Source organism: Acidisphaera sp. S103 (assembly GCF_009765975.1).
Lineage (GTDB): Bacteria > Pseudomonadota > Alphaproteobacteria > Acetobacterales > Acetobacteraceae > Rhodopila.
Genome location: NZ_LMUJ01000101.1, coordinates 3,157 through 15,068 on the forward strand (window position 1 = coordinate 3,157; position 11,912 = coordinate 15,068).

The 11,912-nt window shown below is 61.0% G+C and carries 11 protein-coding genes and 2 pseudogenes; 9 read left to right on the plus strand and 4 right to left on the minus strand.

The annotated features are described in order from the left end of the window. A partial coding sequence (locus GSQ89_RS32515) for a hypothetical protein (protein WP_158932269.1) occupies window positions 1-291 on the minus strand: 291 nt, incomplete at its 3' end. A gap of 382 nt (window positions 292-673) precedes the next feature. On the opposite strand from GSQ89_RS32515, the gene GSQ89_RS32520 reads away from it, so the two are divergent. The 3 genes and pseudogenes from GSQ89_RS32520 to GSQ89_RS32530 form a co-directional block, all read left to right on the plus strand. Then, window positions 674-961, plus strand: a complete 288-nt coding sequence (locus GSQ89_RS32520) for a hypothetical protein (protein WP_158932270.1) — start codon at window positions 674-676, stop codon at window positions 959-961. 836 nt (window positions 962-1,797) lie between these two features. After that, window positions 1,798-1,947, plus strand: coding sequence for a hypothetical protein (locus GSQ89_RS32525; RefSeq protein WP_158932271.1), 150 nt, complete (start codon window positions 1,798-1,800; stop codon window positions 1,945-1,947). 731 nt (window positions 1,948-2,678) lie between these two features. After that, a pseudogene (locus tag GSQ89_RS32530) lies at window positions 2,679-2,792 on the plus strand (IS5/IS1182 family transposase); the annotation flags it as partial. Window positions 2,793-3,219: 427 nt separating this feature from the next. On the opposite strand, the gene GSQ89_RS32535 reads toward GSQ89_RS32530, so the two are convergent. Further along, on the minus strand, window positions 3,220-3,390 hold the full coding sequence (locus GSQ89_RS32535; protein WP_158932272.1) for a hypothetical protein: 171 nt from the start codon (window positions 3,388-3,390) through the stop codon (window positions 3,220-3,222). Between GSQ89_RS32535 and GSQ89_RS32540 the strand changes: the two genes are divergently transcribed. The 6 genes from GSQ89_RS32540 to GSQ89_RS32565 are packed head-to-tail and all read left to right on the plus strand — an operon-like array spanning window position 3,380 to window position 11,003. Beyond that, entirely contained in the window at window positions 3,380-6,865 is a 3,486-nt protein-coding gene (locus GSQ89_RS32540; RefSeq protein ID WP_158932273.1) for a glycosyltransferase, read from the plus strand. The two genes, GSQ89_RS32535 and GSQ89_RS32540, sit on opposite strands and share 11 nt — an antisense overlap. Further along, window positions 6,849-7,589, plus strand: coding sequence for a hypothetical protein (locus GSQ89_RS32545; protein ID WP_158932274.1), 741 nt, complete (start codon window positions 6,849-6,851; stop codon window positions 7,587-7,589). Before GSQ89_RS32540 ends, GSQ89_RS32545 begins: the two co-directional genes overlap by 17 nt. Next, window positions 7,586-8,350, plus strand: coding sequence for a glycosyltransferase family 2 protein (locus tag GSQ89_RS32550; protein ID WP_158932275.1), 765 nt, complete (start codon window positions 7,586-7,588; stop codon window positions 8,348-8,350). The genes GSQ89_RS32545 and GSQ89_RS32550 overlap by 4 nt, the downstream gene beginning before the upstream one ends. 30 nt (window positions 8,351-8,380) lie before the next feature. Continuing rightward, a complete protein-coding gene (locus GSQ89_RS32555) occupies window positions 8,381-9,367 on the plus strand; it encodes a GDP-mannose 4,6-dehydratase (protein WP_158932276.1) in 987 nt (328 codons plus the stop codon). Next, window positions 9,367-10,086, plus strand: a complete 720-nt coding sequence (locus GSQ89_RS32560) for a sugar phosphate nucleotidyltransferase (protein ID WP_158932277.1) — start codon at window positions 9,367-9,369, stop codon at window positions 10,084-10,086. The genes GSQ89_RS32555 and GSQ89_RS32560 overlap by 1 nt, the downstream gene beginning before the upstream one ends. Window positions 10,087-10,088: 2 nt before the next feature. After that, window positions 10,089-11,003: an NAD(P)-dependent oxidoreductase gene (locus GSQ89_RS32565; RefSeq protein WP_158932278.1), complete on the plus strand. Its 915-nt coding sequence runs from the start codon at window positions 10,089-10,091 to the stop codon at window positions 11,001-11,003. 57 nt (window positions 11,004-11,060) lie between these two features. On the opposite strand, the gene GSQ89_RS40370 is transcribed toward GSQ89_RS32565, so the two are convergent. Together GSQ89_RS40370 and GSQ89_RS40375 are read right to left on the minus strand one after the other, a co-directional pair. Further along, window positions 11,061-11,504, minus strand: coding sequence for a DDE-type integrase/transposase/recombinase (locus GSQ89_RS40370; protein WP_371734322.1), 444 nt, complete (start codon window positions 11,502-11,504; stop codon window positions 11,061-11,063). Next, window positions 11,435-11,779, minus strand: a pseudogene (locus GSQ89_RS40375) (DDE-type integrase/transposase/recombinase); the annotation flags it as partial. The gene GSQ89_RS40370 and the pseudogene GSQ89_RS40375, both read right to left, overlap by 70 nt. Window positions 11,780-11,912: the final 133 nt, after the last annotated feature.

Genomic DNA, 11,912 nt, shown 5'->3' on the forward strand with positions numbered 1-11,912 from the left:
GGTCCCGAGGCCCTCCGTGTAGGGGGCTTGGTCGGGCGTCCCGACGAAGATGATTTTGACGCTCCGGCGCTTCGACCTAGCCATCAGCGCCAATGACACGCCGTTAGGCTGTCCCTCCGCGTGTACGGTACAGGTGATCAGCACCTCCACGCGGACCGCACTTTCCAGCGCATCGAGCGCGGTCAACGGATTTGATAGAGCGACCGCCTCGTACTTTCGGGCGGCAAGTTCCGCGACCGCTTGATTGGCAAATGCCAAATCATCCAGCGCGACAACCACTTGAGCGGGCATTGCGGCCTCCCATCAGTGTCGTGGCATGAGGCGCCCTTTTTCGCTGGAAGGGAACCCGCGCCGTTTTGAGATGGCAATGTATGCGGCGTATTTTGTCTCAGAAGTTGAAAGGCCGCCTCGAAGGGCGGCCCAATGTCCATATCCCATCCGACCGTGCGCCCGGTGGACCAGGTATCGGGCACGGCTTCCCCGGCTCACGGTGCAATAACGCCTCAACTGGCACCGTGCCTCCATCGAGACAGGAGACGATGCGATGCGCCTCTACATCAATGTCGCCGGGATGGCTTTCGGTTTGCTGGCCGTTTGGGCGGCGCTGGGTGCAGTGAGGTTCTAAGCTGGACTGACACCAAGGCGGGATGCCGACTGTCCTGAGGAGGCACGCATGGCTGGTGAATTCGATACCTTAACGTTAAGACGACGCGCGAATGAATGGCGTGACGAAGCAGTGCGTGTGCCAGCCGGGCCGATGCGCGTGTTTTGCCTCCGTGAGGCGTGGCAATGCGAACGGCGCCTCCGGGCCTCGGCCAACACGCCGGTCATTTACGAGCGCGGGATCGAATCAGGCTGGAGCACCGAGGTCCTCGGCAGTATTGACCTCTTCACCGCCGCCAGGGCTCGCACACCCTTCCCCTGTCAGGGTGTCGGCATCAGCGACGCCCTTTGTCGCTAAGGGCCCGCTCACTCATCGAGCCCCTGCGCGAAATTGCGCACGCATCATCGCTACCGCTTCGGCCAGTCAGTTCCCTGAGCCGTCCCATTCGGCGAACCTCATCGAGCATGACCCCGTGCCACCGGCACGCCGCAGTACGTCTGGCGACACTGCAACCCCGGTAGCAGCCGAAACGATTCCAGCAAGGTGCCAAACATCCATTGTCGCCATCCTGACCCCGCGACAACACGTCCTCTACTCATTGCCGTCACCCACCGAATATGTCGTCCCCCCCCCCGTTACTCAGTAATTTGGCAACACATTATCGGAGTTCTGCGACACATTATGGGAAATTGACCGCGGGTCCGGGCAATACATTTTGGGAGTTGTGCAACACTTTATCGGAGTTTGGCGGGGTGGTCGGTGCACCGTCCAGGCGCCGTGACGATACGGTATTTTGCGGGGCCGCCGCTGCGGTGTCCGCAGGGCCGCGAACGGCGGCGTTGATGCAACCCGGCCGTTGGCCCTGAATGGATAGTGTTTTGCTTTCTCGCGCGTCGGACGGTTACGGTCGCCCCATCGTCGGCTCGTTCTTCGGGCGCTGACGACAGAGAGACGCTCCAGCGCTCCCGCTCGAACGACGGAGGCGACTGCGGTGACATCGCAAACAATTCGACATTATCGGCACCAGGCGGACGAGTGTGAGCGTCTAGCCGCAGAAACGGTATCCGACGCCGCACGGGAGACGCTGCTCTATGTAGCTGCCCGCTGGCGCGCCCTTGCCGATGCGGTTGAAGGCCAAAGCCTCCGCCCGCAAGTCAGCGATGCGGTTCCCAGGTCTCTAAGCTGAACACCCCATGAAGGACCTCCAGGCGATGCGGGCGGAGATCGTGCATTTGCGCAAGCTTTCCGACATGAACACCGACGAGCGAGTACGGACAGAGATTGCCCGCCTGATCGAAGAAATCGAGCGGAGAATCAGACTGATGGCGAACGGCTTGGGGTAGACGTGGCCTTACGTGGCCCACTTTGACTGGCGCGGTTTGTAAATGCCTGCTGCTTCGGGCGTGTCCGGGCGATAACCAACACGCCGATCGTTTACGAGCTTGGCATCGGATCAGTCTGGGGCGCCAAGGGTCTCAACAACGTTGACCCCCTTCCGCCGTTAAGGGGCCGCACAATAAGGTCTACTTGGAGCCACCGCCGCCACCACCGGCTGACGTTGCGGCCCGGTTGGGGTTGGGGTCAACGCGATGCGAGCCGGCCATGGAACTACCGGAGCCCAGAACCACGGTCTGACCGGTCGCACCGGGCACATGAGGATCCGTCGCTGCTGATGAGCTGTCCATGCGGGGGCTGTTTGGTGCGGCGGCCCTGGGTGAATCATTGTAACCCGAGTTGCCGCTAGTGGTACCCTGCTGAGCGATAGCGGCACCCATCGGGGCCGCGATCAATGCGCCAGCCAATAACAACGAGCATGATTTCGAGATCATATTATGTCCTTCCGAACTTTGCCCGTACATTCCGAGCATAACGAAGGATCAACGCGCCGTTCTGCTTACCGTAGCGTGGCATCACGCGGTTGTTTAGGTTGGCCCAGGGATGACTTGCTCTGTCAGAGATTGCCGATTTTCAGCCGGGCGCTTTTGGGGTGACGAAAGAGGTGACGTGGATACGGAAACGGATGGCGGCTGGATACGGGAATGGATACGCGCAGCGCGTGAGGGTGACGGTCTCCCGCAACATCATCGAACGAGCGTTCTCACACCTCAAAGACTGGCGTCGGGTTGCCACCCGCTACGACAACCTCGCTACTGTAGTCCTGGCTTCCATCCTGCTGTGGTGGATTTAATTGAGTCCAGAGCCTAGTGTAACCGACGCGAGGGCCTCGACTTCGCGACGCGGGAATGATTGGTCCAAGGTGCGCGAAGGTTGGGTTGCGCCTGTGTGTCGATGGAAAAGGTTCTGTCAGAGTTTGCGCCAGCCAGCCTGGTCGGCCGTGGCTGGTCTGTGGTAGGGTCGTCTTGGGGAGTAAGCTCGAGCCAATCCTTCTCGCCACGACCCTTTGCCCCAGCCCGCCCGCAATCGAACAAGGATCGTGGCGCGAGCGCTGACAGAACCGGATAGGCCGCAGCAAGGGTGACAGACCTTCTGCCTCGATTGCAGGGAGTTGAGTTCAGGTTGTTAAAATGCCTAATGGAGGCACGTCCGATCCGACTTTCCTCAAGCATTGCAAGCGACATAAAGGAGCATTGGCAGCATGGTTTGGATCTTGGTGCTTAGCTCGCCTGCCGCGCTCCACGCCGTTGGGAAACCGCAAAGGCAAACGATGCGATGAGTCCGGTGAATGCGCGTTGCAGAGTCTGCGGATGCGAAAACTTCGTCGCATTGGCCCAACGCAGCGATGGCGTGCGCGTCATCCGCTGCGCGAACTGCACGATGGGCGTCATTGATCCTATCCCGAATGACCTGCTGGCATTTTATGGAGACGATTACTACCACGGCCAACCGGACGGCAAAGGCTGTCCCGACCAGGGTTATTCAAACTACGCCTACACTTCTGAACACGGCGTTGCCTGGGCCGCCGCCCTGGTCAAGTTATTGTGTCCGGCCGGCGGGGATGTTCTCGACATCGGATGCGCCGATGGCCACTTGCTCGCCAAGCTCGGACCGAACTACACGCTGTCGGGCATAGAGGCAAACGAAGCCACCGGCCGGATCGCCGCTGCACGCGGCATAGATGTTCTGGGACGCGACGTGGCCGACTCAACACTGATTGAGCGTAACCACGGCCGTTTCGATATCATCACAGCCATTGCCGTGTTCGAGCACCTGCGAGACATTCGCTCCGGCATGGAGGCCGGGTTGCGCCTGTTACGCGACGACGGCGTGCTGGTGTTTGAGGTGCCGTTGATGTCCACCGTGCACGATAACGCCGCATGGCTCACCTCCTCGCTCGAGCACGTCTGGTACCCCTCTGAATTGGGACTGCGGTACCTGATACAAACCGAACTCGGCGCGCAGTTGGTGGGTCGCGAACTCTACGTTGCAGGCTATGCGTCCACCTATGTGGGCCTGGTGTTCCGCGACAAGGCGGATGGGCAAGCTGTTCGCGGCCTAGCAACCCGCGTTCTGATGCGAGAAGCTGACCCCGCCTCCAGTGAGGAAGCAATGGCTCGGATGCTGCTGCATCTCGTGCATGCCGCAGCTCCAACGCCGGCGGACGTCGGCGCCCTGGCGAAGTTGGACACAGCCGTTCTCAATCCATCGTTGATGCAACGGTTTTCCGCGTTATGGCAATCTGACCTGCACCGTCTCGAAACCGCTCAGTCCCAGGCAGAGCTAGGTGAACGCCGGCTGCAGGCCGAGCTGGTGGCCGTCCGGTCTGATCAAATGCGGAACCAGATTGAGCTGACCGCCAGCCTGACCACGGCCCAGGCACAACTAGCGATTGTACAGGCAGACTTCGCCGCTCATGTCGCGGCGGCGGTCGATCTGAGCCGCTGGCAACAGGCCCTGGGTCGGGATCGCGCGGCAGCGGATGCTGTGCTCGCCCACGCAGAATCGATCCGGTCCAGTCCCATATGGGCAGTCGTATCGCATCTAAGCGCGGCGGCGGAGCGCTATCCACGCCTCTCGCGACTGGCAAGGCGAAGCGCGCGAGTCCTATGGTGGACGATGCGAGGCCAGTTGATAAGTCGGTTGCGGCTGCGTCGGCAATACCGTGCCGAGCTTCGGAACCCACTATCGCTTTCCACGCAACCGTCGCAGCTTTTGCGGGCGACCACGCCAACGAACGATGTATCGGATCACGCATCAGCGGAATTGGAAGCCGCGCCTGTCCTTCTGGACGAAACAGGACATCGCCCATCCCTGGCGGCAAGCTCCGCTAGCTCGGAAGGCTGGCCGCTTGTGAGCGTCGTGATCACCTCTTTCAACTACGGAAAGTTCGTCGCTGCCGCCGTTGATTCGGCATTGGACCAGACATTCAAGGATCTGGAAGTCATTGTCGTGGAAGGCGGATCCTCGGACAGCGTATCGCGCTTCACGGCGGCAGGATTGCAGCGCCCTCGCATGCGGCTGCTGATGCAGGGGACAGGGCATCGCCCTGGAGCGAACCGCAACTTCGGGATCAGCCAAGCCAGAGGCCGCTATGTTTGTTGCCTCGACGCCGACGATACGCTCGCACCGACCTATATCGAGAAGGCCGTGTTCCTGCTGGAACGGCATGGCTACGACGTCGTCTCCGGCGCGATGGCGAAGGTCGGGGCCGAATTTGGCCAGTTGAACATTCTGGAACAGCCCGACCTGGAAGCCATTCTCGGCGGCAACCATGTCTTAACCTGCGCGGTCTTTCGCCGTTCATTCTGGGAACAGGCCGGCGGTTATCGTGACGTGGTCGCAGAGGTCGCAGGCCATGTCCATGAGGACTGGGCTTTCTGGATCCGCTTGGCCGCGTTGGGTGCCCGGTTCCGCAATCTGCACCACGATCCTGTGCTGCGGTATAGGGTCCATGCGAGCAGCCTGAGCCGTGGCGAGAATGTGCTGTCGATGGACAAACAGCGCAAAATGGTCCGAGCGATGAACAACGATGTGCTGCAACCGCTCGACAGCAAGATTGCTTGGTCGAAAAAACGGGCATCGATCCGTTACGGCACGCCATCCGCCCCGCCGACCCCGATCATTCTGGACCGGGCACCGTCAGATACGAAGAGAACCCTGCTGCTGGCGATGCCGTACCTAATTATGGGCGGCGCCGAACGGTTGTTGAGCGCTGTGGTGGGGCACCTGGTTTCGGTCGGTTGGCGCGTTGTGATCGTCACGACGCTCGAAGCCGATTTCGAGCATGGCGACACCACCCCCTGGTTCGAGCGGTACACCAGTGAAATCTTCCACTTGCCCCGCTGCCTCCCGGCAGAATTGTGGGAAGATTTCGTTCACCAGCTCGTCCGCTCCCGTGCCGTGGGTATCATTTGGGTGGTCGGGAGCACCCTAATGTATAACTGCCTGCGGGATTTGCGCACCGCCAATCCGCAAGTGCGCGTCGCCGACCTTTTATTCAACACCATCGGCCACACCGCCAACAACCGCCGCCGGCGCGATTTAATCGATCTGATCTTTGTTGAAAGCGACGAGGTCCGCCAGTGGTTGCTGGCACGCGGTGAGGGCGCGAACCGCATTCGATTGGTCGAAAGCGGTGTGGACCTTGTCGCGTTGCACCCGATGCCGAGGGCCGAGACTTTGCTTCAGCAAACGGGCGCGACCCCAGATGATCTTATTGTCGGTTATTCTGGACGATGGTCCGAGGAGAAGAACCCACTAGGATTCATCGCGATCGCTCGGCTGGTCGATTCCGCCCTGCCGGTCCGCTTCGTCATGACCGGCACCGGGCCTCTGCGCACAGCGGTCGAGCATGCAATCCGGGAGGCAGGGTTCCCCAATGGCCGTTTCACTCTCCTCGGCCAGGTTTCGGAGGTCGCCCCCGTTCTGGCCTCGTTCGATCTACTGGTCATACCGTCGGTCTTGGACGGCAGGCCCATGGTTGCGCTGGAGGCGTTGTCGATGGGTGTGCCGATCCTCGCCTCCCGCGTTGGCGGTCTGCCCGAACTGATTTCTGAGCCGTGGGGATGGCTGTGCGAGCCGAACGACCTAGAGGCATTCGCGAGGCACGTCGAGAACGCGGCACGAGACCAGCCCGCCCTTAAAGAGATGCGCCGTCAAGCGAGGATACACGCTGAGGCCAAATTGGATGTGCAGAGCATGTTCGCGTCTTATGCAGCAGGCCTGGAAGCCTTGCTTCCAAAGAGCCGACTTGGCGGCCGCGATTCAGACGACATTCCAGCTGTCCGGGTGGACCCCGCGGCCATCCAACGCCTTATCGATGACGCTGCTGGGGAATTGACAGCGAATGGCCTCACCCAATAATTTTGCCTGGAGGCTGAGTCGTGACGCCGTCGCTGAAGCGGAGGCTGTAATCCAGGCGCTTGCCGCGATTGAGCCCGATTTGGCAGCGTTGCCCAGATCGCTCAACACTCTTCGGGTCGACGCATTCGCGCTCAACCACAATGACCGGGCTTGGCGAGCGCTCTATTTATCCATACAAACCCTGCCGCGTTGCGTCGTGCTGGTGGGATCGATCGATGCCGCGCCGGAACTGGCTGGCCTATCTCGCGCCACGAATGAAGTGCTGATTGTCGAGACGGACGCGCTGTCCGCTTCGACAGGAGAACTTCTGCCCCGAGGCGCGCAATGGCGCTCATTATCGGAATTTGGATCAGATCTGGACTATGCAAGCCGGCTCACATTGACGACGCTGGTGGTCAGCACCTTGCAGCCCACCGCGGTTCTGGTCTTAGGCAGCCGGGCAGGATGGGATATGCTTGCCAATCATGGCACCGCGCTACGGTCACACACCGCGCTGTTCGCCAGCGTCGTAGCGGCACCGGATATCACGGTGACCGCGCTTCTTGAGCGCTACATCCGGATTTGCCTGCCCGTGCTGTCGACAGTCTATGGGCCGAGCGAACAGGCACTACGTGGCATCGCTGACTTCTTGGGACTTGGTCCGAACGAGCGCGGCAAATTGCGGGATCTGAGGGAGTGGCAAGAGCCTGATGGCTTCCTCGGATTTTTACAGGGTAAAACATGACGACTATCACCGCGGTGTTGAACGTGCATCGCGAGGGCAACCTCGCCCGTGGCTCACTGCTCAGCATCGCCGCCGCGCGTGAGATCGCGGAGGCGGCGGGGCTGGCGATTGAAGTGCTGGCGATCGCGGACTGCTCAGACCAGTCGACCCTCGACGTATTGGCCGAGGCGCCAGGTGTCCGCGTGGTCGAAACCAGTGTTGACGACCTTGGCCTGGCCCGAAATGTCGGCGTCGCCGAGGCGGCGGGCCAGTATATGGCCTTCCTGGATGGCGATGACCTATGGGGTCCACGCTGGCTTCTGGCAGCCCATGAGGCAGCAACGGCTGAAGCTCGGCCAGCCGTGTGGCATCCCGAGGCAAATCTGTATTTCGGACCCGGGCACCCTCCGCATTGGTTGGCTCACCCGGACCAGGAGACCGTCGAAGGAGACTGGGTGCTATTGGGCATCCGTAATCAGTGGACCTCGCTGAGTTTTGCGCTTCGGAAGACCTATCTGGAGATCCCTTACAGCCGTACCGATCTCAAGGGTGGCTTCGGCTTGGAAGACTGGTCTTGGAATTCGGAAATCGTCGCGCATGGTTACCTGCATAAGCCGGTGCCGGGCACAACCCATCTGATACGGGTGCGCCCAACATCCCTCATCACGCGCACCAAAGCGGCCAAGGCTCTGACGACGCCGTCCACACTAATGCGCACAAGGATCGGTTGGGCAACACGGGTCGGGTCAATCGGAGTTGCTATGACAAATGGCGCCTTCTAAGCATTTCCACGCTGTGCGGCAGGAGGAAACATGATCGACGGCAAGCGAATCCTGGTAACAGGTGCGGCCGGCTTTATCGGTAGCCACCTGACCGAGGCACTGGCGAACGCTGGCGCGAAGGTCACCGCGATGGTGCGCTACAATTCGTCGTCGTCTCTAGGCAATCTCGCCTTTCTGCCGCGGCTGGCGCTCGAAAAACTGACGATCGCGGCGGGCAATATCGAAGACAGCGATTTCGTGTTCCGAGCCATTGAGGGCCAGGACATCGTCTTGCATTTGGCCGCGCTGATCGCAATCCCGTATTCCTACGTTGCCCCGCGATCCTACGTGCGGACCAACGTCGAAGGCACGCTCAACGTCCTGGAGGCTGCTCGGCGACTGGGTACCGGCCGTGTAGTGCACACCAGCACCTCCGAGGTCTATGGCACCGCCCAACGGACGCCCATCGGCGAAGACCATCCGCTACAGGGCCAATCGCCCTACTCGGCCAGCAAGATCGGCGCGGACAAGATCGCCGAATCCTATTTTCGGTCATTCGATACGCCGGTTGTCACGATACGCCCGTTCAACACATACGGTCCGCGTCAATCGGCCCGCGCCTTCATCCCGACGATCATTTCCCAGGCGCTTGCCAGAGATGCCGTGCATTTGGGCTCTTTGACACCGCAACGGGACATGACCTTTGTCGCTGATACCGTCGATGGGTTCATCCGTGGGGCAACGATGCCCGGCATCCTGGGGGAGACGCTCAACCTGGGGACCGGTGAAACATTCAGCATCGGAGACTTCGCCCACCGGATCCTGCGACTGATGAAATGTGACAAGCAGATCGTGCATGACGCCGCCCGCGACCGGCCGGAAAAAAGCGAAGTGATGAAACTGATGTCAGACAACCGCAAAGCGGCGCGGCTGATGCAGTGGCAGCCGGCGACCTCCCTGGACGAGGGCTTGCTGAAAGCCATTGACTTCGTGACGGCCCATCGGGGCCTGTTCTCTGTGGAAAGCTACACAGTCTGATGCAAGCGATCGTCATGGCGGGCGGCAAAGGTTCCCGTCTGCATCCTTATTCGGCTCTCTTCCCCAAGCCGCTGATGCCGCTAGGGGATAAACCGGTGCTGGAGATCCTGCTGCACCAGCTTCGCGCCGCTGGCGTGACCCACGTCATCCTCGCGGTCAATCATCTGCGCCACTTACTGGAAGCCTTTTTTGGCGACGGCAGCCGCTTTGGCCTTTCCATTACCTACAGCGTCGAGGATCGGCCGTTGGGCACAGCCGGCCCGATTGGCTTGGTGCTGGATCGGTTGGGCGAGGACTTCTTCCTCACCAATGGTGACTTGCTGACCACGCTCGACATGGGCGCCATGCTGGCGGACCATCGCGCCCGCGGGGCTGACGCGACTATCGGCACGTACCGGCGACAACTTCGATCGGAGTTTGGGCTGCTGGAGGTGGACGATAAGATGCGCATGACCGGCTACAAGGAAAAGCCGACCTATGAGCAACTTGTCAGCATGGGCCTCTACGTGCTGCGGCGTGAGGCGGTGATCCCATTCATGGTGCCCGGTGAGCCATTGGACATGCCCGCTCTAGTGCTGGCCATGCACCAAGCGGGACAAAACGTCGTTTGCCACAGCCAGGACTGTTTCTGGCTGGATATCGGACGGCCGGACGATTTTGCCGAAGCACAGGCGATCGTCGAGCGGGACCCACAAGCCTTCGTGCGCGTGCTGAGCTGACCATGCGTCTGCTGCTGACTGGCGCAACAGGCTTCCTCGGCCGCCATATCGCTGTGGCGGCAACCAGTTGGGAAATGACCCGCGTCACGAGAGCACTGCAGCCCTCCGCCCCGGACGAAGTGGCGCTTGGACCGTCGCCATGGTCTCAGTTGGACTTCGCGAAAGTACTTCACCAGGCCCAGCCGGATATGGTGCTGCATTGCGCTGGCGCGACTCACAGCGCGAACGTTCGTGCGTGCATCGACACCAACGTCTTGCTAGCGGCGGAGCTTCTCGCCGCTGCGGCGGAGCTCCCCAAGCCGCCACGGATAATCTTGATCGGCTCCGCCGCGGAATACGGTAACGTTCCGATGGATGCGCAACCGGTCGCAGAAACCCATCCATGCGTGCCTCGCACCGACTATGGGGTGGCGAAGCACGCTCAGAGCCTGCTAGGGCTCGCCGCCGCGATGCGCGGGCAACCTGTCCTCGTCGCGCGGTTGTTCAATCCGGTGGGCGTCGGGATGCCGGCCGGGCTCGCCTTGTCATCGTTCGCGCAGCGGATCGCCGAGGCCGGTCCTAATTCGGCCCTTCGGGTGGGGGATCTGTCGGCGCAGCGCGATTTTATCGACGTTGGCGAAGCGGCGCGGCTGCTGCTTTACTTAGCCTCGATGCCGGACTGGCCCTGGCCACTGGTAAACATCTGCAGCGGCCGAGCGTATCGGCTGGGCGATCTAGTAAACGGCATGATCAAAGCCAGCGGCACTCGGGTCAGGATTGAGCCGGATCCTACCCTTATGCGACCCGGCGACATGCCAGTTCTGACCGGTAGCGTTGACCGATTAAAATCTGCAGGAATAGTGCCCCAGCCCCCAGATTTTTCCGTGCTGTTGCCGAAGCTATTGTCGGAGGCAAGGAAATCATCTGCACCGGGGTAGCGGCGACCCGACGCGGTCGCTGACTGCTCAGACTAAGCAGTTCCTAAAGCGGTTGTGTCAGCACGCGCGCCAGCGAGTATAGCTGGCCGGAATGAAGGTCGAGATTTTCCAAGAGGCTTGCAGCACCCTCAGAACCGTTGCGATGCGGCGAAGGAAGTGGAACCTGCGATAGTCGGCGGAGACCTGCTGGTTGGTTTGGGAACGGGAACGGGGGAAGTTACGCAACTGGTCGTAGGTCCGGCAAGATCGGCCAGCCGATCGCGAGCTCTTGAACCCGCGCATCGGGCCGTAGCGGCCTTTTGTACTGCGATGATCCTGCTCCAGTCCGTTATTGAGGTATTGGCTATTGCGAATGGCGCACGCCTGCTCCGAGGATCGTCCGGATCGCGCGCGAATAACTGTGATGCCGCCCTGGTGACTCGATCGGGCGTGACGTCGGTGACCATTTTGGTCGCCTCGAAGAACGCTTTCGCGGCGGTCATGTCGCGGTTCTCGCTGAATATCACGTCGACCAGCGCGCCGGACCGATCAAAGGCACGATAGAGATAACACCAGTGCCCGTGGACCTTGATATACGTCTCATCAACGTACCAGCTCCCCCCCACCTTGCCGTGCCGGTGTCGCCGCAGATTTTCAGCCAACGCCGGGGTGAGCTCGGTTTCCCAGTCGCGAACCGCCTCGTGATTGAAGACAAGGCCGCGGATCACGAACATCTCAGGTAGGTCACGGCAGGCAAGCTTATGGCGCGGGCGCCAGGGCACCACGAGCGCGATCATGTCACTGGGGTACTGCGTTCGGTTCAGCAGGCTGGCGCTGTCCTTGTCGAATTGTTTGCCGCAGGTCCAACGGCGGGATCGGCGGTAACTTGGGTGGTGCGCTCATGCCGCTCAGAAACGGCTGACGAGCGTC